Source organism: Brevundimonas sp. (assembly GCF_047617075.1).
Taxonomy (GTDB): domain Bacteria; phylum Pseudomonadota; class Alphaproteobacteria; order Caulobacterales; family Caulobacteraceae; genus Brevundimonas.
Map to the genome: position 1 here is coordinate 329,736 of NZ_JBLGCI010000001.1, position 24,634 is coordinate 354,369.

The following is a 24,634-nucleotide window of genomic DNA, read 5'->3' on the forward strand; positions in this document are numbered from 1 at the left end:
GGGCGGTGCGCGTGGGCGGATTCACGGCGGCTTTGCAGAGATTCGGTATCGGCCGTCTGGCCGCCGTGCTGGGTGTTGCAGCAGGCGTGACCGCCGTGCTGATCGCCCTGATGCTGCGCGTCGGCCAGGAGCCGGACGCGCTGCTGTACTCCAACCTCGATCTGACCGAGGCCAGCGAGATCACCGCCGCGCTGGACCAGCAGGGCATCAGATACGCCACCCGCGGCGACGGCTCGACCATCATGGTTCACCGGGACGAGGTGGGGACCGCGCGCCTGATGCTGGCTTCGTCCGGCATGGTGACGTCAGGCAGCGTCGGCTATGAAATCTTCGACACCCAGTCCGTGTTGGGTCAGACCGAGTTCCAGCAGAACCTGAATGAAAAGCGTGCCCTGGAAGGCGAGCTGGCCCGCACCCTGTTGAGCCTGCGCGGCGTGAACACCGCCCGGGTCCACATCACCCTGCCGCGACGCGAGATGTTCCAGCAGCAGGCCGGCGACCCCACCGCCGCTGTCGTGGTCGGCGTCGGCGGGCGCGATCTGACGGGCGACCAGATTCGGGGCATCCGCAACCTGATCGCCGGGTCCGTGCCGAACCTGCGGCCTGACCGGGTGACCGTGATGGACGAGGCCAACCGCACCCTGGCCGCCGGCGCCGAGGAGGAAGGCTTCACCGCCGGGCTCGGCGACAGCCGCAGGGCCGAGGTGGAGGCCGCCATGACGGCCCGGATCCGTGATCTGGTCGAAGGCGTGGTCGGTGTCGGCGCGGCGCGCGTCCAGGTCTCGGCTGAGATCGACACCAGCCGGCAGACCACCCAGGAGCAACGCTACGACCCGGACGGTCAGGTGGTGCGCTCCACCTCCACCTCGGCGTCCAACTCACAGGACAATCAGGCCCAGCCGGACGGCGTCGTCGGCGCCCAGCAGAACATCCCCGGCGGCGAGGATCCGGCCATGATGGCGCTGGGCTCCACCAGCGGCGACCAGTCCGAGATCACCAACTACGAAATCTCCAACACCACCACCACGACGGTGCGCGAGCCAGGCCAGGTCCAGCGCATATCGGTGGCCGTGGCGGTCGACGGCGTCCTGACCCCGCCGGAAGGCGGCGAGGGCGAGCCTACCTATGCGCCGCGCTCGGAAGAGGACATGCAGCGCATCGAGGCCCTGGTCCGCTCGGCCATGGGCTTCAGCGAGGATCGCGGCGATCAGGTCAGCGTCATCAATGTGCGCTTCAACCGCGAGACGCCCGCCATCGGCGGCACCGAGGGCGGCGCCCCGCTGTTCAACTTCACCAAGAACGACATCATGCGCGGGGTGGAGCTGCTGATCCTGCTGGTCACCGGCCTGCTGCTGATCTTCTTCGTCCTGAGGCCGCTGCTGAAGACGGCGCGGGGCGAAGGCGGGCCGTCCGTGACGGCGCTGCAGACCATGGCCATGGGCGGTGAACCCGCCATGGCCGGCGCCTTGCCGCAGGGCGGCGGAAACGCCGCGCTCCCCGCCCCCAGCTCGGAGATGGACCAGCGCATCGACATCGCCCGCATCGAGGGTCAGGTGAAGGCGTCCTCGGTCAAGAAGGTTGCCGAGTTCGTGGACAAGCACCCTGAAGAGTCCGCCTCGATCCTGCGCACCTGGGTGCAGGAGGGCTGATGGCCGCCCGCCTCGCCAGCAAGAAGTCGGGGGTCGATGATCCCCGTCGCCTGACGGGCCCTGAAAAGGCGGCCGTGATCCTGCTCGCCCTGGGCGAGGAGCACACCGCGCTGTGGCAGTCGCTGGACGAGGACGAGATCAAGGAAATCTCCCAGGCCATGGCCGGCCTCGGCACGGTCAACGCCAATGTGGTCGAGGAGCTGATGGTCGAGTTCGTCTCCGGCATGTCCGGCGCGGGCACGCTCGTCGGCAGCTACGACCAGACCCAGCGCATGCTGTCCGCCTTCATGCCCGCCGAGCGGGTCGAGGCCTTGATGGAGGAAATCCGGGGCCCGGCCGGCCGGACCATGTGGGACAAGCTGGGCAATGTGAACGAGGCGGTTCTGGCGAACTACCTCAAGAACGAATACCCCCAGACCGTCGCTGTGGTCCTGTCCAAGGTGAAGTCCGAGCACGCCAGCCGCGTCCTGACGGCCCTGCCCGAGGACTTCGCCCTGGAGTGCGTGCAGCGGATGCTGCGCATGGAGCCGGTGCAGCGCGAGATCCTCGACAAGATCGAACAGACCCTGCGCACCGAGTTCATGTCCAATCTGGCCCGCACGTCCAAGCGCGACAGCCACGAGGCCATGGCCGAGATCTTCAACAGCTTCGACCGCCAGACCGAGGCCCGGTTCCTGGGGGCGCTGGAGGAGCGCAACCGCGAGGCGGCCGAGCGCATCCGCGCCCTGATGTTCGTGTTCGAGGACCTGGGCAAGCTGGATCCCAGCGGCGTTCAGACCCTGCTGCGGGCGGTGGAGAAGGACCAGTTGGCCCTGGCGCTGAAGGGAGCCACCGACACACTGCGCGAGCTGTTCTTCTCCAACATGTCCGAGCGCGCGTCCAAGATCATGCGTGAGGACATGGAGGCCATGGGCCCCGTCCGACTGAAGGACGTGGACGCCGCACAGATGACCATGGTCCAGGCGGCCAAGGATCTGGCGGCCAAGGGCGAGATCATGCTGGCCGGCCAGGGCGGCGACGACGAGCTGATCTACTGACATGACCCAACCGCAGCATCAGCCCTTCGTTTTCGACACCGAGTTCGACGCCAATGGCGCGGTGGTGGCGTCGCGCCCGACCCAGACCGTGAAGCGCGTTTATCTGGCCGCCGAGGTCGAGGCCCTGACGGCGCAGGCGCGCGCCGAGGCCCGCCAACAGGCCATGAACGAGATCGAGGGCGTCCAGGCCATGGCGCTGGCGGAAATCGGTCAGGCCTTGAACCGCGCCCTGCCGGGCCTGGCCCGTGTTGCGCACGAGCACCGCGCGGCCTCCGCCGAACTGGCGCTGGCGGCCGCCCGCATCATCGCCGGTCAGGCGCTGGAGCGGCTGCCGCAAGGGCCGCTGCACGAAGCCCTGGAGGCGCTCGGCCACGAGATCGACGCCTCGCCCCGGCTGGTGGTCCGCACCGGCGGCCTGTCCGACGACGCCCGCGCCCGCATCGAGGCCGTTTGCGCCGAAGCCGGCTTCACCGGTCAGGTCTCGTTCCGCGACACACCCGGCATGGACGCCGCCGCCTTCGCTCTGGAATGGGCCGACGGGCGCGCCGAATACAGCCCCGAAGATTCCGCCCGCCGCGTGGGCGAGGCTTTGACCGCCGCCCTGGCGACCGAGGGCGGACACGCCGAAACCCTGAACACGCCGCAAGGAGAAGGCTGATGGCCACCGACGATCTGGCCCTTGAGGAATTCGCCGAGGGCACGGCCCTGACGACGGCCGACGAGGCGGGGGACAAGTCCGCCACGGACCTGGCGCCCGTGTTCGATGTGCCGGTCAACATTTCCGCCGTGCTCGGCAAGGCGCACATGTCGGTGGCGCAGCTGCTGAAGCTGAATCGCGGCTCGGTGCTGGAGCTGGACCGCAAGGTCGGCGAGGCCATCGACATCTTCGTCAACAACCGGCTGGTCGCCCGCGGGGAGGTCGTCGTCGTCGAGGATCGTCTGGGCGTGACCATGACGGAAATCATCAAGACCGAGGACTCCGGCGCCTGATCGGCGACGGGATCGGAACAGAGTTTAGAGGAGAAGGACCATGCGGCTCCTGGTGGTGGGACGGCTCAGCGGACAGCTGGCGGCGGCGGTGAAGATGGCCATGGCGCACGGCGCCAAGGTGGGTCATGTCGAGAGGTGCGAGCAGGCCACCGACACCCTGCGGCGCGGGCAGGGCGCCGACCTGCTGATGGTCGACTACCATCTGGACATCGCCGCCCTGATTGCGGCCAACGAGGCCGAGCGCATCCATGTGCCGGTGGTGGCCTGCGGCGTGGACGCCGACGCCGATCTTGCCGCTAGCGCCATCCGCGCCGGAGCCAAGGAGTTCATCCCCCTGCCGCCCGAGGCGGACCTGATCGCCGCCGTGCTGGCCGCCGTGGCCGACGACGACCGGCCCATGATCAGCGCCGATCCGAACATGGAAGCGGTCATCAAGCTGGCCGATCAGGTGGCGAAGTCCGAGGCCTCCATCCTGATCACCGGCGAAAGCGGCGTCGGCAAGGAGGTGATGGCCCGTCACCTGCACAGCCAGTCGCGCCGCGCTGACAAGCCCTTCATCAGCGTCAACTGCGCCGCCATTCCCGACAATCTGCTGGAATCCGAGCTGTTCGGCCACGAGAAGGGCGCCTTCACCGGCGCCGTGGCCCGGCGCATCGGCAAGTTCGAGGAGGCCGACGGCGGCACCCTGCTGCTGGACGAAATCAGCGAAATGGACGCCCGGCTGCAGGCCAAGCTGCTGCGCGCCATCCAGGAGCGGGTCATCGACCGGGTGGGCGGCGCCAAGCCCGTCTCGGTCAACATCCGCATCATCGCCACCTCCAACCGCGATCTGGCCCGTGCGGTCAGCGAGGGCACGTTCCGCGAGGATCTGCTGTACCGCCTGAACGTGGTCAACCTGCGCCTGCCCGCCTTGCGTGAACGCCCCGGCGACGTGGCGGTGCTCGCCGATCACTTCGTCAAGAAGTACGCGGTCGCCAACGGCGTGCCGGCCCGGCCCCTGTCCGAGGCGGCCCGCCGCGCTCTGCTGAGCCACCGCTGGCCGGGCAATGTGCGGGAGCTGGAAAACGCCATGCACCGGGCGGTGCTGCTGGCGACCGGCCCGGAGATCGGCGAGGACGCCCTGCGCATGCCCGACGGCCAGCCGCTGGGCGCCTCCATGGGGGCGACCGCCGCCGCGCCCAGGGACGCCGGGGTCGCGGGTCACGCGGCCCAGGCGGCCGACGCCGTGACCCGGGCCTATGTGGGCCAGACGGTGGCCGAGATGGAAAAGACGCTGATCCTGGACACCCTGACCCACTGTCTGGGCAACCGCACCCATGCGGCCAACATCCTGGGCATCTCCATCCGCACCCTGCGCAACAAGCTGAACGAATACGCAGACGCGGGCGAGGCCATCCCCGCGCCCCAGAGCGGCGTCGCCGGCGCCGCCTACAACGTCGCCTGAGCGGGAGTGCGGGCGTGAAGCGCAGAAGCGTGATCGCGGGCCTTGGGGCGCTGGCTGCGGCGGGATGTTCGCGCGGACCGCCGATCGTTCACGCCTTCATGGGACTCAGCAAATGGGAGGAGGATCGAGGCGCGCGCATGGGGTTTTTCGCCATGCAGGGACGCAGCGTGGCCGAATGGCGGGCGACTGAGCGCTTCACCTTTTGCTCGACCTTCAAGCTGTTTCTCGCCGCCGCCACGCTGGAGCGAGTGCAACGGGGGGAAGAGCGCCTCGACAGACTCATCACAGTCGGCGAGTCCGACCTTGTTCCGCACGCGCCCGTAACCGGGGAAGCGGTTGGAAATGAGATCAGCGTGGAAACGCTCTGTCAGGGCATGGTCGAACTGAGCGACAATCCCGCTGCCAACATCCTGATTCGGGAAATGGGCGGATTGGACATGTGGAGAACCTGGCACCAGCAGGCGCTCAACGACATGACCACGAGTGTTGATCGCCTGGAGCCGGAATTGAACCTGATCAACGGCGAGATGGACACGACCACGCCGTTGCAGGCGGTTCTGAACATGCGTGCCCTGCTGGGGCCAGATCAGCGTCGCTTGTCTCCCGAGCACAAGGAACTTCTATCCCGTTGGCTGGTGAACAGTCCGACGGGCCCCAACCGTATCAAGGCAGGCGCGCCACGGGACGCCACAGTCGGTCACAAGACCGGAACCAACGGCCAGGGCATGGTCAATGACATCGGGGTGATCTGGCTGACGGAGGGTGAGCCCATTTTCGCGGCGGCCTACTATTCCGGTCCCGAGACGGACGGGCCCGAATGGGTCGAGCCCGCGATCGCTGAAGCGACCTTCGAAGCTGTGCGAGCGTTCGGTCATGGCTGACGTCGGGATGATGAAGGACGGCATGGCGCGCCCCACCGGGCGTGACATGTTCGGCTGGGTCTTGCGCGGCGAGGTGGCCCTGGCGCTGGGCGTCGTGCTGATCATCTGCCTGCTCATCATCCCGATGAGCAGCTTCGTTCTGGACATGCTGCTGGCCATCTCCATCACCGGCTCGGTGCTGGTGCTGATGACCGCCCTGCTGATCAAGAAGCCGCTGGACTTCGCCGTCTTCCCCACCGTTCTGCTGGTGGTGACCCTGTACCGGCTGGGCCTGAACCTGGCCTCCACGCGCCTGATCCTCAGCCACGGCCATGAGGGCACGGCCAGCGCCGGTCAGGTGATCGAGGCGTTCGGCGCCCTGATGATGGGCGGGAACTTCGTCATCGGGGTGATCATCTTCGCCATCCTGCTGGTGGTGAATTTCGTGGTCATCACCAAGGGCTCGACCCGCATCGCCGAGGTGTCGGCCCGCTTCACCCTGGACTCCATGCCGGGCAAGCAGATGGCCATCGACGCGGACCTGTCGTCGGGCCTGATCGACGAGGCCGCCGCCAAGGCGCGGCGCAAGGAGCTGGAGCAGGAATCCACCTTCTTCGGGGCCATGGACGGCGCGTCGAAATTCGTGCGCGGCGACGCCGTGGCCGGCCTGATCATCACCTTCATCACTGTCATCGGCGGGCTGCTGATCGGCATCGCCCAGCACGGCATGCCCGCCGGCGACGCGGCGTCCAGCTATGTGCTGCTGGCGGTGGGCGACGGTCTGGTGACCCAGGTGCCGGCGCTGATCGTGTCCATCGCCGCGGGCTTCCTGGTGTCCAAGGCCGGGGTCGAGGGCTCGGCCGACAAGGCGCTGGTGGCCCAGATGGCCATGAACCCGGTGGCGCTGGGCATGGTGTCGGCGGCGGCGGGCTTCATCGGCCTGATCCCCGGCATGCCGCTGTTGCCGTTCGCGGTACTGTCGGGGGGAGCGGGCTATCTGGCCTGGCGGCGCGGGCGAAACCGGTTGAAGCCGGAACCGGTCGAGGTGGTCTCCAACGGCCCGGCGGAGGATGTGGAGGAGCCCATCTCCACCGCCCTGACCATCGACGAGGTCAAGATCGAGCTGGGCTATTCGCTGCTCAGCCTGATCAACGATCTGGAGGGGCGGCGCCTGACGGACCAGATCCGCGCCCTGCGCCGGTCGCTTGCCCAGGAATTCGGCTTCGTCATGCCCGCCGTGCGCATTCTGGACAACATGCGCCTGGCCACCCAGGGCTACGCTATCCGCATCAAGGAGATGGAGGCCGGGTCGGGCGAGGTCCGCCTGGGCCAGCTGATGGCCATGGACCCGTCGGGCCGTCAGGTGGAGCTGCCCGGCGAGCATACCCGCGAGCCCGCCTTCGGCCTGCCCGCCACCTGGATCGACGACGGCCTGCGCGAGGAGGCCACGTTCCGGGGTTACACCATCGTCGATCCCTCCACGGTTCTGACCACGCACCTGACCGAGATCCTCAAGGAGAACATGGCGGATCTGCTGTCCTACGCCGAGGTGCAGAAGCTGCTGAAGGAGCTGGGGACCGAAGAGAAGAAGCTGGTGGACGAGCTGATCCCCACGGTGGTCACGGTCACGACCCTGCAACGGGTGCTGCAGTCCCTACTGCGCGAGCGGGTGTCGATCCGCGACCTGCAGGCCATTCTGGAGGGGCTGGCGGAAGCCGCGCCGCACACCAGTTCGGTCACCCAGCTGGTGGAGCATGTGCGGGCGCGTCTGGCCCGTCAGCTGTGCTGGCAGCACAAGGGCGACGACGGCGCCCTGCCCATCATCACCCTGAGCCCCGAATGGGAGCAGGCCTTCGCCGAAAGTCTGGTGGGGCAGGGCGAGGACAAGCAATTGGCCATGGCGCCGTCACGCCTGCAGGACTTCATCCGTCAGGTGCGCGACGTGTTCGAGCGCGCGGCCATGGGCGGCGAGGCCGCGGTGCTGCTGACCGGCCCCATGATCCGTCCCTATGTGCGCTCCATCATCGAACGCTTCCGCGGCCAGACCGTGGTGATGAGCCAGAACGAGGTCCATCCCAAGGCGCGGCTGAAGACCATCGGGCAGGTTTAGGGGCGAGCTCGTTCACAGCACCCATTGGGATGGGATATCGCCACGATCAGGGAACATAGTCGGAAATTACGATGGGCCATGCCCCTCTCACTCCGACGAAGAACAAGCCTCCATCGATGTCGGTGGCTATCAGGCGGCAGCCACGGTCAACGCCCGGGGATGTCACACATAGCGCGTTGCCTATGAGCTCGTAGGATCCGTAGACTTCAGCACGATCTTGGCGCTGGATGTAGGTCCCGTCCGGGAGAAACACTTCGCCACGATCTGAAGAGCGCGCGCCTTCGCGTTCGATATCGCCATGGACGTAAATGCCGCGAGAGGTGATAGACACGAGCTCTTCGGCCGTCTTGGGTTGCAGCCTTTGAGGCGCCTGCGGAATCTCGCGATTGGCCCGAGGTGCAGTGGCAGGCGGTTCTATCCCCAGCGACAGAACGATCAGGAGCCACAAGCAAGGATTCATAGTGGCTGAGTCTCAGCGGTGAGCCGTTCTGAACAGGGCGGAACCGACCTTTTGTAGCCGCGGCATGCACATGAGCGCGTCACCACCACCTACCCCACCTCCCCCTTCTCGAACCCCGTCCAGACGTCGTCGTAGTCCAGCTGCATGGCCGGGGTCTCCACCGCCGATTTCGTGGGGCGGAAGACCCAGCGGCTTTCGAACATGAAGGCCAGGGTGTTCTCGATCTTGTGGGGTTTGAGGTCGGCCTTGATCGCCTTGTCATAGGCGGCCTGGTCGGGGCCGTGGCCGCTCATGCAGTTGTGCAGGGACGCGCCGCCCGGCGCGAAGCCGCCGCCTTCCTTGGCGTCGTACGCGCCGTGGATCAGGCCCATGAACTCGCTCATGACGTTGCGGTGGAACCACGGCGGGCGGAAGGTGTCCTCGGCCACCATCCAGCGGGGCGGGAAGATGACGAAGTCGCAGTTGGCGACGCCGGGCGTGTCCGACGGGCTGGTCAGCACCGTGAAGATGGACGGGTCGGGGTGGTCGAAGCTGACTGTGTTGAGGGTGTTGAAATTGGCCAGGTCGTATTTGTACGGCGCGTGATTGCCGTGCCAGGCCACCACGTCCAGCGGCGAGTGGTCCAGCTGCGTCGCCCACAGGCCGCCATGGAATTTCTGGATCATCTGCACCGGGCGATCCACGTCCTCGAACCACGCCACCGGCGTCAGGAAGTCGCGCGGATTGGCCAGGCCGTTGGCGCCGATGGGGCCCAGGTCTGGCAGACGGAACGGCTCGCCGTAGTTCTCGCAGACATAGCCTCGAGCCGAGCCGTCGGGCAGTTCGACCCGGAAGCGCACGCCGCGCGGGATGACCACGATTTCGCCGGGGCTGGCCGCGATGCGGCCCATCTCGGTGAACAGGTCCAGGGCGCCGTCCTGGGGCACGATCAGCAGCTCGCCGTCGGCGTTGTAGAAGACGCGGTCCTTCATTGAGGTATTGGCGGCGTACAGGTGCACGCCGAGCCCAGCGGTGGCCGCCGCGTCGCCGTTGCCCACATAGGTCACCAGTCCGTCGACCCAGTCGGTGGGGGCGTCGGGCAGGGGCAGGGGATCCCAGCGCAGGCGGTTGGGCGTCGGGGGCTGTTCGGTGAAGGGGCCCGTGCGGATCAGCTTGCCGCCTTCATAGGGCGCATAGGCGCCGTGGTTGGCGCTGGGCCGTAGGCGGTACAGCCATGAGCGACGGTTGGCGTGACGCGGGGCGGTGAAGGCGGTGCCCGACAGCTGTTCGGCATACAGGCCGAAGGGCGTCTTCTGCGGCGAGTTGCGGCCCTGGGGCAGGGCGCCGACCACGGCCTCGGTCGCCACATGGTTGCCGAAGCCGGGCATGTAGCCCTCGGGCGCGCCGGAACGGGTCTGGGTCATGGCTTGGCTCTCCCATCGCGCCCGCACCCGGCGGACGGTTCTAGTTGTTCGGTTTGGCATAGAGCGTCCGTATGCGGGGCGCCAACCCCTGAGAGGAACACCGATACTGTCTACCGGTTTCCTTAACATCGATCAGTCAAAACTGGCGCTAACCGCCGGAATTCACGCAATGATGAGTTCTGGAAGGGTGCAAATGCAGCCGGAATGTGCATGCTGACTGACGGGAGACTGTTCAGGGCGGGGAATGTCGGGATCAACCGAATCACGCATCCGGGAAAACTACAGTCGCGTCGCGCCGGCTTTATTATCAGCGTTAACCGACTATCTGATTGTTTCGCGAAGACAGTCCGATGATCTGGACAGACAACTGGTCCTGCTGATCATCATGCTGCGCAGCGCCATGGCGCCGGGCTTCGCCGAGTTGTCGTCAGAGCGCCTGCTTTCGGGCGATGTGGACACCGTACCGACCCTGTGGACCAATATCCGCTCCATCGCGGATTCATCGGGCATTCCGCGCGAAACCGTGCGCCGCAAGGTGAACGACCTGATCAAGGAGGGACTGGTCAGGCGCTCCGGCCAGCTGTTGACCATCACGCCGCAAGCGTTCCCCGACAATCGTTTCGTGGTGGACAAATTCATCCGTCTGGCCGCCGTCAGCCATGCGACGGTCGAGAAACTGCCGCCGGTCAACGACTGAAAGCCCTAAGGGTCTGTCCCTGTAAATCCGTCATCCTCGGGCTTGTCCCGAGGATCCATTGCAGCCTCAAGCGCGATTTGCAGGCGCTTTATTGTCCGGTGGGCCCCGGCGACCTTTCGAGACCGTCTTCACCATAGGCCCTCGGGACAAGCCCGAGGGTGACGGAGTATTGAAATCAATGAACTATTTTTGTGCAGCTTACAGGTGCACGATCTAGCGAATGCGGTCTTTCAGAGCCTGCGCCACCTGGGCGGACAGAATCGGCTTGGCGAAGAACGCGCTGTCCTTCACGCCCTGATCCTCCCAGTGGTGCGGATCGTTGCCGGAAATATAGACCACCGCGATTGCCGGATTGATCGACCGGGCGTGGCGCGCCACGTCGAACCCAGTCTCGTCGGCGGACAGGTTGAGGTCGACAACCACGCCCGACAGGCCCGCCCCTTCCTCGTCGAGGCGCGCCTTGGCGCCCGCCGGATCCGACGCCATCACCACCTCGAACCCTGCGCGAGACAGCTCAGCCTCCAGGGTGAACAGAACCAGGGTTTCGTCTTCGACCACCAGAACACGCATGGGATTCCTCAGTTCATGCGACCGGATGGGCGCCGGCCCAGGCGGAATGGTTAAGCGGGAACTCGAAACAGACGGCGGCGCCGTTTTTGCGGCGGAACTGGGCCCAGCGCCCGCCGAACTCATGGCGGACGGCGTGGTCAATCAGGCGGCGCGCGAAGTCGTCCCCGTCCAGATCGAAGCCACGAAGGGCAGGCGACAGCCAGACAAGATGAAGACGGTCACCGCGCCTGTGTGCCCGGATTCGCGGTCGTGTCGAACCGTCCGGCGTTTCAGGACCGGATTGGTGAAGAAGTTCGTGAAGCATCAGACCCAGGGTGATGGCGGCCTTCGGCGTCAGCTTGGCGCCGGCGCCTCCGCCGCTGATACGGATGCTGCTGCGCTGCGGATGCGGCAGGGCGCCGAGCAGGGCGGCGAGACTGACATCCGGCCCTTCGCGGTTCAGCAGGATATTCACGGCGGCCAGGGCTGACAGGCGGCCTGCGAAGACGGTGCGGAATTGGTCCAGCGAAGGGGCCTGGGCGGCGCTCTGTTCGGCCAGGGCCAGGACTACGGCCAGGATATTGCCCTGTCGATGGGCCAGCTCCTCGCGCAGGAACTGTTGGACTTTCAGGGCGTGAACCTGCTCGGTGACGTCCCGGCCACGGCAGAATATGGCCTCCACCTTCGCCGCCTCGTTGGTCAGGGGCTGGAGACTCAGGTCCAGATAGCGATCCTTCTCGGGATCGGCGAACGTCCGGAAAGGTTGGGCATGAGCCACATACGGGCGTCCTGTGGCGCGCACACGGTCCATCTGCCGAATGATCTCGCGCCCCCTTTCCGACTGAACCATGTCCCGCATGGAGCGGCCCAGCATCTGGACGTCCCCGGCGATCTTTTGCATGGCCGGATTGATGAGTTCGAACACATGATCCGGGCCGACCACCAGGGACAACATGTCCGTGGCCTGTTCGAACATCTGGCCCAGGCGGCGGCGTTCTGACCAGACCAGGGCGTCATCCGGCTCCTCGGCGAGGCCTTCCGGCGCCGCGCCCCGACCTAGGGTGACAGCGGCGGTCACCTCGCACACCGTCAGCAGCAAACAGCCGCGACCGTCCAGTTCGAACGGCGAAGCGGACAGCCGCCACCAGGCCTCTCGTGGCGCGACGCTCAGGTCCTTCTGGATGTCGTACCGAAAGGGCGGGGGACGAACGACCGTCTGTTCGGCCAACGCCTGTCTGACGGCGCTAAGGACCAACCGCCGGCTGGCGGCGCGTCGTGCGTCCCGGCCCATGAGGCTGGCGGCCAGCGACTGACCCACGAGAGGCCCGGCTTCGTCCGGATTGGTGGCGTGAAAGGCGGCGTTGGCGAAAAGGATCGTCTGGTCCGCGGCCAGCAGGATCTGAACATCCGGCGAGGCGTCCAGCACCGCAGCCAGCGCCGGCAGTGAAGTATAGGCGGAGGCGCAGCCCGCGGCGGCGGTCGCTTTTTCCTCCTCCCCATGGCGACTCAAGGCGTCCATGAGGACAGCCTAGAACAGATAACGGCGTTTCCCCACCGCATATGACATGACACCGGTGGCGAAAATCATTCGCAACGACCCATTTTGGGTCACAGGGCCCGCCCGCCGAGCGCTGCTATTTCGATTTTGGTAAGGACTGATCGCGTTATCTGTAGCCTGTAATCGCGTATATTTTCTGCGTAACTCCATATTTCACAAGTAGAACACTGAGTGAGGTTTATTTTGACTAAGGCTTATTCCGTAGCCGCCTGTATTGCGGCTGTATCTTCGGTCGTTGTTTCGGCTTTTTCTCCCACAAACGCTGAAGCGCAGACGGCTTCCCCGGCCGTCGACTGGTCGGTCGAAATCGGCGCGGCGACGGAATATGTCGGGAAAGGCCTGGGCAAAAGCGACGGTGATCCCAGCATCTTCGCCGGCGTCCAGGCCACCCACGGCGGCTTCTACGCCAAGGTCTGGGCGTCCAGCGCCGACCTGCCCCAGGGATCGACTGCCGAGATCGTCTCGTCGATCGGCTACAAGACCCGCTGGGCGGGCAACGGGCTGAACTTCTCGGTGGTGAACCGCGATTTGCCCGGCACACGGTCAGGCATCGACAGCAACTATTTTGAGTTCCAGACGGACGTGTCGCGGCGCCTCGGCCCGGTGAACACCCGCCTGCGCGTCAACTACACGCCCGACGGTTTTTCCGCCACGGAAGAGGCCTGGTGGATCGAGCTGAACGGCTCGGTGAGTGTGGCCGACGCCACCCGTGTCAGCGCCGCCTTCGCCAACCGCGCGGCCGAGAACGGCGCAGACTACAACGCCTGGAACCTGGGCGTGAACCACGACCTCACCGAAAACCTGGCCCTGGATGTACGCTGGTTCGACACCGACGCGCATTTCCGCGGCGACCGCTACGACGGCCGCCTGGTGGCCGCTCTCACCGCGTCCTTCTGACCCCCAACGATCCGGCGGCGACCCCGCTCGAAGACCTTCTGAAAGGCTTTTTCCGTGAACCTGAACAATCTCAAGATCGGTCAGAAGCTGGCGGCAGCCTTCGCGCTGGTCGTCGCCGCCATCGTGGTGATGGGCGTCGTCGTTTTCCTCAACGTGCGGGTGGTCGATAACGCCCGCATCGCGAACAGTGAAAGCGTGCGGTCCATCGAGCTGGTCCAGCAGGCCCAGTTCTATCTGGGCCGTCAAGAGAACAGCTTCCGCGGCTTCCTGATCTCGGGCGACGCCTACTATCTGGAGCGGCTCGACGCCCACCGCGAGAACTTCAAGCAGCGCCTGAACGGCCTGCGAGAACTCGGAGAGGGCACAGCGGATGAACTGGCCCTTATCGACAGCGTCGAGGGCGCGGCCGACGAGTGGTTCGTTAATGTGGTCGAGGTCGGTTCGGCCCTGGCGGCGGATCCGGCGACCTACAGCCAGGCCACCGACATGGTCGGGCGTGAAGGGGTCGCGGACACCTACATCGAACGCGCCGAGGCCGGCATGGACGCCGTCATCGAGCGTGAGCAGGCGCGCCAGACCGCCAGCAGCGCGAACCAGATTCAAGCTTCGACCACCGCCGTGGTCGTGCTCGGCGTCGGCATCCTGCTCGCCGCCCTGATCGCGGCCGGGCTGGGCGTCATGATGGCCCGCGCCATCGCCAGCCCCGTCGTGAACATGACCAATGTCATGCGCAAGCTGGCCGGGGGCGACAAGACCGTCGAGGTGCCGGGCGCCGGCCGCAAGGACGAGATCGGCCAGATGGCCGCCGCCGTGCTGGCCTTCAAGGACGCCGCCATCGCCAATGATCGTCTGGAAGGCGAGGCCGCCGACCAGCGCCGCATGACCGAGGCCGAGCGCGCTCGCGCCGAGGCCGAGCGGGCCGAGGCCGCCCGCCAGCAGGCCGCCGTCGTCGCGGCCCTGGCCGAGGGTCTGGAGCAACTGAGCAAGGGCAATCTGACCTATCGCCTGACCCAGACCTTCCCCGAAGAGTATCTGAAGCTGCAGAGCGACTTCAACGCGGCCATGGGCCAGCTGAAGGACGCCATGACCACGGTGGTGACCAATGTCTCCGCCATTCGCTCGGGGGCCGGCGAAATCAGCCAGGCCGCCGACGACCTGTCGCGCCGCACGGAGCAGCAGGCCGCCAGCCTGGAAGAGACCGCCGCGGCTCTGGACCAGATCACCGCCACGGTCCGCAGGACCGCCTCGGGCGCCAAGCAGTGCTCGGACGTGGTGCTGGCCGCGCGCGGCGACGCCGAGAAGAGCGGCGAGATCGTCCGCGACGCCGTGGGCGCCATGAGCGCCATCGAACAGTCCTCGACCCAGATCAGCCAGATCATCGGCGTGATCGACGAGATCGCCTTCCAGACCAACCTGCTGGCGCTGAACGCCGGGGTCGAGGCCGCGCGCGCCGGTGACGCCGGTCGCGGCTTCGCGGTGGTGGCGTCCGAAGTGCGGGCCCTGGCCCAGCGCTCGGCCGACGCGGCCAAGGAGATCAAGACCCTGATCTCGTCCTCCGGCACCCAGGTGGGCGCGGGCGTCAGCCTGGTCGGCCAGACCGGCGAAGCCTTGACCCGGATCGTGGAGCGCGTGGCCGAGATCGACGGCCTGGTGTCCGAGATCGCCGCCTCCGCCCAGGAGCAGGCCACCGGCCTTCAGCAGGTGAACACCGCCGTCAACCAGATGGACCAGGTGACTCAGCAAAATGCTGCGATGGTCGAGGAATCCACCGCCGCCAGCCACTCCCTGGCCCAGGAAGCCGACGTGCTGAACCAGTCGGTCTCGCGCTTCCAGATCGGCGAGAACGGCCGGGCCGCGAGCGCGCCGGCGCCCACGGCGCCCAAGCCCGCCGCCAGGCCTTCCGCTGTCCAGCGCACCGTCACGGCCCTGAAGGCCATGGGCGCCGGCGGCGCGGCCCGCAAGCTGGAAACCGTGGCCGCCGAAGACGGCTGGGAGGAGTTCTGATGACGGCCCTGGCCTTGCCGGCGGTGCTGGACATCCGCGCCGCCGCGCCTCTGCGGGATGATCTGCTGGCCCGGCGCGGGTCGGACATCGTCCTTGACGGCGGCGAGGTGGAGCGGGTCGGAGGCCTGTGCCTGCAGGTGCTGATCAGCGCGAAAAAGACCTGGGACGCGGACGGCAAGGGGTTCGCCCTGAACCCGGCCTCGACCGCCCTGAACGAACAACTGGCGGCCTATGGCTGCGCGGACCTGAACATTGACCCTGTGGGGGCGACCCGATGAAGACCGTACTGACCGTCGATGACTCGCGCACCATGCGCGACATGCTTCTGATGGCTCTGAAGGACGCCGGCTACAACGTCATTCAGGCCGAGGACGGCGTGCACGGCCTGGAGACCCTGAAGGCGCACGGCGCCGATGTGGTCATCACGGACATCAACATGCCGCGACTGGACGGCTTCGGCTTCATCGAAGGCATGCGCGCCGATCCCGAATACCGCGGCACGCCTGTGCTGGTTCTGACCACCGAGAGCGACGCGGCCAAGAAGCAGCGCGCCCGTGATGCGGGGGCGACCGGCTGGATCGTCAAGCCGTTCGATCCCGTCAAGCTGGTGGACGCGGTCCGCCGGGTCGCGGCCTGAGCGGGAGCGCGCGATGACCGAAGATCCCTTCGAGGCGATCAAGGCGACCTTCTTTCAGGAGTGCGACGAACTGCTCGCCGACCTGGAAGCCGGCCTTCTGGCGCTCGAGAACGGCGAGGGCGACGACGAGACCATCAACGCCGTGTTCCGTGCGGTGCACTCGGTCAAGGGCGGCGCCGGGGCCTTCGGCATGGAGGCGCTGGTGCGCTTCGCCCACGTCTTCGAGACCCTGATGGACGAGCTGCGAGCGGGCCGCAAACCCTGTGACGACGCCACCATCAAGACCCTGCTGCGGGCCTCCGACGTCCTGAACGACCATGTATCCGCCGCGCGGGGCGCCGGCGCCCCGGTGGATGAGGCGCGCTCAGCCGGTCTGGTGGCCGAGCTGGAAGCCCTGACCCATGGCGAGGCGGCGCCTGCCGCCGCTCCGGCCCCGACTGTTGCAGACGTGGAAGAAGACGAATTCGGCTTCAAGCCGGTGCAGTTCGATCCCATGGATCTGACCCCCGCCGCGCCCGAGGCCGGCGGCGACTGGCGCGTCGTGTTCCGCCCCAACGCGGCGCTTTACGCCAAGGCCAATGATGCGGGCCTGCTCCTGCGCGAACTGGCGCGGCTGGGCGAAGCCTCTGTTGAGATCGACGCCAGCGGCGTGCCCATGCTGGATGCGCTGGAGCCGGAAGAGGGCTGCCTCAGCTGGACCATCCGCCTGCCCGGCTCGGTGGAAGAAGCCGCCATCCGCGAGGTGTTCGAGTTCGTCGACGGCGACTGTGATCTGGCCGTCCTGCGCGACGAGGCCGACGCTCCGCTCGCCGAGCCGGTCGCCGAGCCGGAGCCTGAGCTGGACATCGCCGCCCTGCTGGCCGCCGCCCAGGCGCCGGTGGACGCCGCGCCCGTGGCGGCGACGCCCGAACCCATTCCCGCGCCCCAACCTGTGATGACGCCGGCCGTCCCCGAGGCCAAGGCTGCCCCTGCCGCGCCCGAAGCGACCGCCAACGCCCCGGCCGCCCAGGCGCCGGTGACCATCCGCGTCGACCTGGACCGGGTCGACCGCCTGATCAATCTGGTGGGGGAACTGGTGATCCAGCAGGCCGTGCTGGCCCAGCGGGTCAGCGAGACCGCCATGATCCGCGCCTCGGGCGTGGGGCAGGGGCTGGAAGATCTGGAGCTGCTGACCCGCGAGATCCAGGACAGCGTCATGGCCATCCGCGCCCAGCCGGTGAAGTCGGTGTTCCAGCGTATGCCGCGTCTGGTGCGCGAAGTGGCCCAGATGACCGGCAAACAGGTGCGTCTGGTCACCGAGGGCGAGGCCACCGAGGTGGACAAGACCGTCGTGGAGCGTCTGGCCGAGCCCATCACCCACATGCTGCGCAACGCCATCGACCACGGGCTGGAGAAGCCCGAGAAGCGCGTCGCCGCCGGCAAGCCCGCCGAGGGCCAGGTGCGCCTGGCCGCCCTGCATCGCTCGGGCCGCATCGTCATCGAGATTTCCGACGACGGCGCGGGCATCAATCGCGAGCGTGTCTTCGGCATCGCAGTGGAGAAAGGCCTGATCGAGGCCGACGCCCAGCTGAGCGACGAGCAGATCGACAATCTGATCTTTATGCCCGGCTTCTCGACCGCAGAGACCATTTCCGACGTGTCCGGCCGCGGCGTGGGCATGGACGTGGTCAAGCGCTCCATCCAGTCGCTGGGCGGACGCATCTCCATCGCCAGCAAGCCGGGCGAGGGCTCCACCTTCACCATGAGCCTGCCGCTGACCCTGGCGGTTCTGGACGGCATGGTGGTGTCCAGCACCGAACAGACCCTGGTCGCGCCGCTGGCCGCCATCGTCGAGAGCCTGACGCCGCGCGCCGAGGACATCCATCTGGTGGGCGGCCACACGCCGGTGATCCGCTTCCGCGAGGAGTTCGTGCCTCTGGTGGATGTGGCCGCGACCCTGGGCTTCGGTACGGGGCCTGAGCCGGCCTCCACCGGCGTGGCCCTGATCGTCGAGGCCGAGGGCGGCGCCAAGGCGGCCCTGCTGGTGGACGCCATCCAGGGCCAGCGCCAGGTGGTCATCAAGAGTCTGGAGACCAACTACCAGGCCATCGACGGCGTGGCCGCCGCCACCATTCTGGGCGACGGCCGGGTGGCCCTGATCCTCGATGTCGACGCCCTCGTCTCGAACACGCGCCGTTCCGCGCGCAAACCCGACCTCAAGCTGGCGAGCTGAAATCATGACCGAAGCCAATATCCAGACCGGCGCTCGACGCGAGCTGATCTCCTTCCGGATCGGCGAGCAGGAATTCTGCGTGGACATCATGGCCGTGCGCGAGATTCGCGGCTGGACACCCGCCACGCCCTTGCCCCGCACGCCCGGCTACATGAAGGGCGTCATCAATCTGCGCGGCGCCGTGCTGCCGATCATCGACCTGTCCGGCCGGTTCGGCCTAGGCGCCACCGAGCCCAGCGCCCGGCACGTCATCATGGTGGTGCACATCGGCGGGCGCACCGTGGGCCTTCTGGTCGACGCGGTGTCCGACATCCTTCAGCTGACCGATGATCAAGTGCAGCCGACGCCCGACGTGGCGGCGGACGAGGTCAAGGCGTTCGTGAAAGGCATCTTCGCCATCGACGGTCGCATGATCAGCCTGATCGCCCTGGACCGCATCCTGCCGACCGAGCCGGAGGCCGAAGCGGCATGACCCAGACCGCCGACATGGCGCGCCCGGCGAAGGATGCCGCGCTGGTGCAGGGCGAATTCGCCTTCACCGCCGAGGATTTCCGCCACATCGCCCAGGTGCTGCATGCCCATGCCGGCATCGCCCTGACCGAGGCCAAGGCGGCCCTGGTCTATTCGCGACTGGCCAAGCGCCTGCGGGCGCTGGGCCTGCGCAGCTTCCGCGACTATTGCGCCCTGATCGACGGCGCGGACGGTCTGGACGAGCGCCAGGCCATGTTCGCGGCCCTGACCACCAACGTCACGCGCTTCTATCGCGAGCCGCACCATTTCGATCACCTGCGCGACAAGGTTATGCCCGCCCTGGCCGAGCGGGCGCGACAGGGCGGCCGGGTGCGCCTGTGGTCCGCCGCCTGCTCCAATGGGCAGGAGCCCTATTCCATGGCCCTGACCGTGCTGTCTGTTCTGCCTGAGGCGGGCGAACTGGACGTGCGAATCCTGGCCACCGACATCGACCCGAACATGGTGGCCGAGGGCAGGGCGGGCCTCTATTCCGCCGAGGCGCTCGAGCCCGTGCCCGACACCCTGCGGCAGCGCTGGTTCAAGCGGGATACGGGCGGCGACCGCATGCTCTATTCCGCCGCCCCCGAACTGCGCCGCCTGATCACCTTCAACGAGCTGAACCTGATCGGGGACTGGCCCATGAAGGGCAGGTTCGACGTGATCTTCTGCCGCAATGTGGTGATCTATTTCGACGACCAGACCCAGGAGACGGTCTGGAGCCGGTTCCTGCCGCTCATGAACCCCGGCGCCACCCTCTACATCGGCCATTCCGAGCGGGTTTCCGGCCCCGCCACCGCGCAGCTGCGCACCAGCGGCCTGACCACCTATGAGGCGCTGTCATGACCGTGACCGTTCTGGTGGTGGACGATTCCCCGACCATGCGCGGCCTGATTTCGGCCGCCCTGAAGCGCGATCCCGAAATCGAGGTGCTGGGCACCGCCGGTGATCCGCTGGAGGCCCGCGACGCCATCAAGCGCCTGAACCCCGACGTCATCACCCTGGACGTCGAGATGCCCAACATGAACGGGCTGGAGTTTCTCGAGAAGATCATGCGCCTGCGGCCCATGCCGGTGGTGATGGTCTCGACCCTCACCCAGGCGGGCGCCGAGGTGACCCTGGCGGCGCTGGAGCTGGGCGCCGTTGACGCGGTGGGCAAGCCGTCGGGCGGGACCACCGCCATGGATGCCTTCGCCGACCTGCCCCAGCGTGTGAAGGCGGCGGCCGGCGCCCGAGTGCGCGCCAGCGGACCCGTTACGGCCCCCTCGGTCGACGCCGCATGGCGCGCCCGCCCCGATCATGTGGTGGCCATCGGCGCCTCCACCGGCGGCGTGGAAGCCCTGATCACCGTGCTGTCGTCGTTCCCTGCGAACTGCCCGCCCACCGTCATCACCCAGCATATGCCGGCCACCTTCACCAAAAGCTTCGCGGCGCGGCTGGACAAGCTGTGCGCGGCCTCGGTCAAGGAAGCGGAGGACGGCGACGTGCTTCTGCCCGGGCGCATCTTCCTGGCCCCCGGCGGCCAAGCCCATCTGGAGGTGTCGCGCGGCTCCTCGCCGCGATGCCGCCTGCGCACGGGCGAGACGGTCAGCGGCCATCGGCCCTCGGTGGACGTGCTGTTCGAATCCGTCGCCCGGTTGGACCAGAAGGCCGTCGGCGTGATCCTGACCGGCATGGGCCGCGACGGGGCGCAGGGCCTGCTCGCCATGCGCCAGTCCGGCGCCCGCACCCTGGGCCAGGACGAGGCCACCAGCGTCGTCTACGGCATGCCCCGGGCCGCCCATGAGCTGGGCTCCGTGGAGCGCCAGCTTCCGCTGGGCCGCATCGGCCCCGCCATTCTCGAACTCGTATCCGCCGCCTCCCCGGCCGCTTCCCAGCCCTCAGAGGTCCACTGACATGCCCGCCGCTTCCGCCATCCAGACCCTGATCGTGGACGACCAGCTGACCATGCGCAGCCTGATCCGCGCCAGCCTGCAGCAGATCGGCGTGGTCAACCTTCGCGAGGCCAACGACGGCGAGGAAGGTCTGCGCGCCATGATCGCCCAGCCGGCGCATCTGGTGATCTCCGACTTCAACATGCCGAACCTGGACGGCCTGGGTCTGCTACGCGCCATCCGCGCCCATCCCCCCACCAGCAAGTCCGCCTTCATCATGCTGACCGGCCGGGCCGACAAGGAACTGGTGCAGCGCGCCGTGCAATTCGGCGTCAACAACTACCTCGTGAAACCCTTCACCGCCGGTCAGCTGAAGGAGAAGATCGAGGGCGTCTTCGGTCCGCTGACATGAATGCCGCTGCGATCCTCACCGAAACGCCGGTCTCCGTGCGCCTGCACGTAGGGCAGGGCGAGCACCTGATCACCGGCGATCCCCAGGTGATGCTGACCACCATCCTTGGGTCGTGCGTAGCCATGTGCCTGCGCGACCCGGTCGCCCGGATCGGCGGCATGAACCATTTCCTGCTGCCCTCGGGGCGCACCGACGGGGCCGACGAGGGCCGCCGCTACGGCGCCTACGCCATGGAGGTGCTGATCAACGGCGTGCTTTCCGCCGGCGGACGCCGTAATCGTCTGGAGGCCAAGCTGTTCGGCGGCGGGCGCATGTTCGACGGTCTGGCCGACGTGGGCGTGGCCAATGCGAACTTCGCCGAGAAATTCCTGGCCGACGAAGGCATCCCCATCATCGCCTCCAGCCTGCGTGGCTACGGCGCGCGTCGGGTCCAGTTCTGGCCCGCGAGCGGCCGCGCGCTGCAGAAGGCGGTCAGCGACCGCCCGGTGGAGCGCCCTGTCCCGCCGCCGACGGTCGTGGATTCCGGCGAACTGGAACTGTTCTGATGAGCGCCGACACCCGCTTTCTGGCCGCCCTCGCCGAAGAACTGGCCCGTGGCCGCGTCATGGCCGAGACCCTCGCGCCCCTGCTGTCGACCGCGCGGTCGGGGGACAGCGGCGACTCCATGATCCGCGCCCAGGGCCTCGACCTGTTGGTGCAGCATCTGGACGCCCTGGCGGCCATGACCGCGCGGGTGGCCCAGGGCGACGCGCCCGGGGACGCCGTGGTCGCCGCTCCGCTGGGCGGTCTGGTGGAGCGCATGTGCGCAGCCCTGGACGGCCGGATCGCGTCCGCCACGCCTCATCCGCCGCCTTCCGGCGATCTGATGCTGTTCGACTGACCATGTCCCGCGCCATCTCCCCCGAAACGCGGATCAATCTGGAGCGCACCTCGGCGCTGCTGATCAACGACAATCCGCAGGGCCTCGATATCCTCAGCTCCATCGTCCAGGGCTTCGGCCTGAAGGAGCAGATCAAGTGTGCGTCGCCCGACGATGCGAGGGGAGTCATCAAGCGGCGGCCGGTGGACCTGATTCTGGTGGAGTGCGCCTCCGCCGCCGAAAGTTCGGAGTTTGTCCGCTGGCTGCGCCGGGAAGGCCCGAAAACCAGCGCTTTCACCCCGGTGATAATTCTGACCGGCCACGCCTCCGAGAGTTTTGTCAGCCAGAGCCGGAATTGCGGCGCCAGCTTCATCGTGGCCAAGCCGTTGACGCCCATGATCCTGCTGCAGCGCATCCTCTGGTTGACCAAGGATCAGCGGGAATGGGTGGAGTGTGACACCTACGTCGGGCCTGACCGCCGGGTGCGCAACTACGGACCCCCGCTGGGCATGGCCGGGCGCCGCGCCGGCGACCTGTCCGCCGAGGTGGGTGTGGCGCTTGAGCCGAACATGGACCAGTCTGACATCGACATGCTGATGAAACCGCAAAGGGTGGCCCTGTGACCGCTGGTTCCGACAACGCCGCCCGCCTGTTCAAGGTTCGCCCCGCCATCGCCGACCAGATCCGTCTGCCCGGCGGCAAGAAGGTGGGCGAGGCCGTGGCCGCCGCTGACGCCGCCCTGGACGATCAGCGCGCCTCGGCTGTCGAGGGGCTGGTGCAGGGGGTGGAGCGTCTCGAGGCCCTGTGCCGCGAGCCGTCCGATGACGGCTTCGCCTCGGTCTATCCCCTCGCCGCGAATCTGGCCGGGACGGCCGGGTTCTTCGAGACCGGGCCATTTTACAGGGCGGTCTACAGCCTGTGCGAACTGACCGAGAAACTGGGCGCCGCCGGGCGCCGGGACTGGTCGTCGGTGGACGTCCATGTCCGATCCCTGCGGCTCATCCTGACTACCGGCTTTCAGGACGGTCCCGAGGCGAAGGCCATGCTGGACGGACTGGCGTCCCTGGTGCGCCGGGTGGATGGCTCGACATGAACCCATCGATCGAAATCGACGACGCCCGGCGCCGGGTCGTCATGACATCGGGCTTCAACGTCATGTCGCGCGATATGATCGACGCCATGATCGAGCTGGTTCTTGAGGCGCCGCAACGGGCGGACCACGACTTCATCATCGACCTGCGGGAATCCTACGGCGACGGCTCCCATGACGACGTGGTGCGAGCGGCGGAGATCTTCCGTGCCTGCGGGGCGGGGCGGCGGGCGGCCCGGACCTGTTTCGTCAGCTTTGACTCCGGCTTCGTCCACTGGGCGCGGACCATGGATTTCTGCTTTCCCAATCGCACCCACCACGTGTTCATGAACGCCGAGGCCGCGCACGCCTTTCTGGATCGCGGGCGGAGTGCGGAACGCGCCGTCGCGGCGGCCTGAACCGTCAAGCGGAGCCTTTGCGGGCGAACGGCGTTAACCTTCGGCGTTGAACCGGAGGCGTCCATGACCACTCGCACCACCCTGTCCATTCTCGCCGTGTCCTTTTTGGCCCTGAGCGCCGCCGCCTGCTCACGCGAGGAAGCGCCGGTCGAGGCGGTGGAGGACGTACCCGTGGCCGAACAGCCCGAAGCGCCGTCTGCGCCGGAAGTCAGCTACGCGTGCGAAAGCGGCCGGTCGCTGAGTGTGCGCTATGTGGACTCCGCCAGCGCCGAGGTGACCTATGAAGGCCAGACCTACACCCTGAACATCGCCCGTTCCGCCAGCGGCGCGCGCTATGCGGGCCAGGAGCTGGAATGGTGGACGGCGGCGCGCGGCGATCAGGAGACCGCGACCCTCAGCCGTCTGGGACCGAACGAGGAGGTGGGCTCCACCGTGCTGGAGCGCTGCACCCGCCCGGCTAACACGGTTCTGCCGCCGCGGGGGCCCGGCGAGACCGGGGAACTCGAGGATGTGGATTCGGACATGGCTCCGCCCTGCCGGGGACCGGCCCTGCGCCTGACCCGCGAAGGCGGCGACGCCGGCGCCGGCAACCGGCAGGTGGTGCTGGCCCTGACCAACGCCGGTTCGACCCCTTGTTCGGTGCGCGGCTACCCGGGCCTGACCCTGCGCGATGGGGACGGCGACGAACTGGACCAGATCCGCACGGTCGAGCAGCTTGGCAACTATTTCCGCGCCGGCCAGACGCCGGAGGCGGTCGAGCTGGAGCCGGGCGCCAAGGCGTATTTCGACCTGTCCTACAGCGCCGTGCCCCATGAAAATCTGGGCGAGACCCGCTGTCCCTCCGTGGCGGAGGTGATCGCCACCGCGCCTGGCGACACCGCCGAGATCCCGCTGGAGCTGGAGATGCAGCCCTGCGGCCGTCAGGTGCGGGTCAGTCCGCTTCGCCCGGTCGAGGACGGTTCGCGCCCGGACTAGGGACGGGTGGTC

At 67.5% G+C, this 24,634-nt stretch carries 27 protein-coding genes; 23 read left to right on the forward strand and 4 right to left on the reverse strand.

Annotation, left to right across the window (positions count from 1 at the left end):
- The first annotated feature begins 32 nt into the window (after positions 1–32).
- The 7 genes from fliF to flhA are packed head-to-tail and all read left to right on the forward strand — an operon-like array spanning position 33 to position 8,090.
- Entirely contained in the window at positions 33–1,649 is a 1,617-nt protein-coding gene (gene fliF, locus ACI8U3_RS01580) for a flagellar basal-body MS-ring/collar protein FliF (protein WP_415013104.1), read from the forward strand.
- The gene (gene fliG, locus ACI8U3_RS01585; RefSeq protein WP_415013105.1) at positions 1,649–2,686 is read left to right on the forward strand and encodes a flagellar motor switch protein FliG; all 1,038 of its coding nucleotides are present in this window, start codon (positions 1,649–1,651) and stop codon (positions 2,684–2,686) included. Before fliF ends, fliG begins: the two co-directional genes overlap by 1 nt.
- A gap of 1 nt (position 2,687) precedes the next feature.
- The gene (locus tag ACI8U3_RS01590) at positions 2,688–3,344 is read left to right on the forward strand and encodes a flagellar assembly protein FlbE (protein ID WP_415013106.1); all 657 of its coding nucleotides are present in this window, start codon (positions 2,688–2,690) and stop codon (positions 3,342–3,344) included.
- Positions 3,344–3,676 carry a flagellar motor switch protein FliN gene (fliN, locus tag ACI8U3_RS01595; protein ID WP_415013107.1) on the forward strand — a complete coding sequence of 111 codons (333 nt, stop codon included), beginning with the start codon at positions 3,344–3,346 and terminating at the stop codon, positions 3,674–3,676. The genes ACI8U3_RS01590 and fliN overlap by 1 nt, the downstream gene beginning before the upstream one ends.
- A gap of 40 nt (positions 3,677–3,716) precedes the next feature.
- Entirely contained in the window at positions 3,717–5,120 is a 1,404-nt protein-coding gene (locus tag ACI8U3_RS01600) for a sigma-54 interaction domain-containing protein (protein WP_415013108.1), read from the forward strand.
- Positions 5,121–5,134: 14 nt separating this feature from the next.
- Positions 5,135–6,001, forward strand: a complete 867-nt coding sequence (bla, locus tag ACI8U3_RS01605) for a class A beta-lactamase (RefSeq protein WP_415013109.1) — start codon at positions 5,135–5,137, stop codon at positions 5,999–6,001.
- Between the two features lie 7 nt (positions 6,002–6,008).
- Entirely contained in the window at positions 6,009–8,090 is a 2,082-nt protein-coding gene (gene flhA, locus ACI8U3_RS01610; protein ID WP_415013183.1) for a flagellar biosynthesis protein FlhA, read from the forward strand.
- A gap of 46 nt (positions 8,091–8,136) precedes the next feature.
- On the opposite strand, the gene ACI8U3_RS01615 is transcribed toward flhA, so the two are convergent.
- Together ACI8U3_RS01615 and hmgA are read right to left on the reverse strand one after the other, a co-directional pair.
- Positions 8,137–8,538 carry a hypothetical protein gene (locus tag ACI8U3_RS01615; RefSeq protein WP_415013110.1) on the reverse strand — a complete coding sequence of 134 codons (402 nt, stop codon included), beginning with the start codon at positions 8,536–8,538 and terminating at the stop codon, positions 8,137–8,139.
- Between the two features lie 101 nt (positions 8,539–8,639).
- On the reverse strand, positions 8,640–9,953 hold the full coding sequence (gene hmgA / locus ACI8U3_RS01620; RefSeq protein WP_415013111.1) for a homogentisate 1,2-dioxygenase: 1,314 nt from the start codon (positions 9,951–9,953) through the stop codon (positions 8,640–8,642).
- Between the two features lie 244 nt (positions 9,954–10,197).
- On the opposite strand from hmgA, the gene ACI8U3_RS01625 reads away from it, so the two are divergent.
- Positions 10,198–10,650: a hypothetical protein gene (locus ACI8U3_RS01625; RefSeq protein ID WP_415013112.1), complete on the forward strand. Its 453-nt coding sequence runs from the start codon at positions 10,198–10,200 to the stop codon at positions 10,648–10,650.
- Positions 10,651–10,863: 213 nt separating this feature from the next.
- Here the strand turns inward: ACI8U3_RS01625 and ACI8U3_RS01630 are convergent, their stop codons facing one another.
- The gene (locus ACI8U3_RS01630) at positions 10,864–11,220 is read right to left on the reverse strand and encodes a response regulator (protein WP_415013113.1); all 357 of its coding nucleotides are present in this window, start codon (positions 11,218–11,220) and stop codon (positions 10,864–10,866) included.
- Positions 11,221–11,233: 13 nt separating this feature from the next.
- Positions 11,234–12,718, reverse strand: a complete 1,485-nt coding sequence (locus ACI8U3_RS01635) for a PAS domain-containing protein (RefSeq protein WP_415013114.1) — start codon at positions 12,716–12,718, stop codon at positions 11,234–11,236.
- A gap of 222 nt (positions 12,719–12,940) precedes the next feature.
- Between ACI8U3_RS01635 and ACI8U3_RS01640 the strand changes: the two genes are divergently transcribed.
- The 15 genes from ACI8U3_RS01640 (at position 12,941) to ACI8U3_RS01710 (ending at position 24,622) form a co-directional block, all read left to right on the forward strand.
- Positions 12,941–13,654 (forward strand): TorF family putative porin, encoded by a 714-nt coding sequence (locus ACI8U3_RS01640; protein WP_415013115.1) that lies wholly within the window; start codon positions 12,941–12,943, stop codon positions 13,652–13,654.
- Positions 13,655–13,708: 54 nt separating this feature from the next.
- Positions 13,709–15,658, forward strand: coding sequence for a methyl-accepting chemotaxis protein (locus ACI8U3_RS01645; RefSeq protein ID WP_415013116.1), 1,950 nt, complete (start codon positions 13,709–13,711; stop codon positions 15,656–15,658).
- Complete coding sequence (locus tag ACI8U3_RS01650; protein WP_415013117.1) at positions 15,658–15,936, forward strand: STAS domain-containing protein; 279 nt, start codon at positions 15,658–15,660, stop codon at positions 15,934–15,936. The genes ACI8U3_RS01645 and ACI8U3_RS01650 overlap by 1 nt, the downstream gene beginning before the upstream one ends.
- Entirely contained in the window at positions 15,933–16,295 is a 363-nt protein-coding gene (locus ACI8U3_RS01655) for a response regulator (protein WP_415013118.1), read from the forward strand. Before ACI8U3_RS01650 ends, ACI8U3_RS01655 begins: the two co-directional genes overlap by 4 nt.
- Before the next feature lie 13 nt (positions 16,296–16,308).
- The gene (locus ACI8U3_RS01660) at positions 16,309–18,507 is read left to right on the forward strand and encodes a chemotaxis protein CheA (protein ID WP_415013119.1); all 2,199 of its coding nucleotides are present in this window, start codon (positions 16,309–16,311) and stop codon (positions 18,505–18,507) included.
- A gap of 4 nt (positions 18,508–18,511) precedes the next feature.
- Positions 18,512–18,979 (forward strand): chemotaxis protein CheW, encoded by a 468-nt coding sequence (locus ACI8U3_RS01665; protein WP_415013120.1) that lies wholly within the window; start codon positions 18,512–18,514, stop codon positions 18,977–18,979.
- Positions 18,976–19,860, forward strand: a complete 885-nt coding sequence (locus ACI8U3_RS01670; protein WP_415013121.1) for a CheR family methyltransferase — start codon at positions 18,976–18,978, stop codon at positions 19,858–19,860. Before ACI8U3_RS01665 ends, ACI8U3_RS01670 begins: the two co-directional genes overlap by 4 nt.
- Positions 19,857–20,909 carry a protein-glutamate methylesterase/protein-glutamine glutaminase gene (locus tag ACI8U3_RS01675; protein WP_415013122.1) on the forward strand — a complete coding sequence of 351 codons (1,053 nt, stop codon included), beginning with the start codon at positions 19,857–19,859 and terminating at the stop codon, positions 20,907–20,909. Before ACI8U3_RS01670 ends, ACI8U3_RS01675 begins: the two co-directional genes overlap by 4 nt.
- 1 nt (position 20,910) lies before the next feature.
- Positions 20,911–21,300, forward strand: coding sequence for a response regulator (locus tag ACI8U3_RS01680; RefSeq protein ID WP_415013123.1), 390 nt, complete (start codon positions 20,911–20,913; stop codon positions 21,298–21,300).
- Positions 21,297–21,845 carry a chemotaxis protein CheD gene (locus tag ACI8U3_RS01685; RefSeq protein WP_415013124.1) on the forward strand — a complete coding sequence of 183 codons (549 nt, stop codon included), beginning with the start codon at positions 21,297–21,299 and terminating at the stop codon, positions 21,843–21,845. The genes ACI8U3_RS01680 and ACI8U3_RS01685 overlap by 4 nt, the downstream gene beginning before the upstream one ends.
- Positions 21,845–22,180: a hypothetical protein gene (locus ACI8U3_RS01690; RefSeq protein ID WP_415013125.1), complete on the forward strand. Its 336-nt coding sequence runs from the start codon at positions 21,845–21,847 to the stop codon at positions 22,178–22,180. The genes ACI8U3_RS01685 and ACI8U3_RS01690 overlap by 1 nt, the downstream gene beginning before the upstream one ends.
- Positions 22,181–22,182: 2 nt before the next feature.
- The gene (locus tag ACI8U3_RS01695) at positions 22,183–22,782 is read left to right on the forward strand and encodes a response regulator (protein WP_415013126.1); all 600 of its coding nucleotides are present in this window, start codon (positions 22,183–22,185) and stop codon (positions 22,780–22,782) included.
- Positions 22,779–23,252, forward strand: a complete 474-nt coding sequence (locus ACI8U3_RS01700; protein ID WP_415013127.1) for a hypothetical protein — start codon at positions 22,779–22,781, stop codon at positions 23,250–23,252. Before ACI8U3_RS01695 ends, ACI8U3_RS01700 begins: the two co-directional genes overlap by 4 nt.
- Entirely contained in the window at positions 23,249–23,647 is a 399-nt protein-coding gene (locus ACI8U3_RS01705) for a hypothetical protein (protein WP_415013128.1), read from the forward strand. Before ACI8U3_RS01700 ends, ACI8U3_RS01705 begins: the two co-directional genes overlap by 4 nt.
- A 63-nt stretch (positions 23,648–23,710) precedes the next feature.
- On the forward strand, positions 23,711–24,622 hold the full coding sequence (locus ACI8U3_RS01710) for a DUF4232 domain-containing protein (protein ID WP_415013129.1): 912 nt from the start codon (positions 23,711–23,713) through the stop codon (positions 24,620–24,622).
- Positions 24,623–24,634 lie beyond the last annotated feature (12 nt).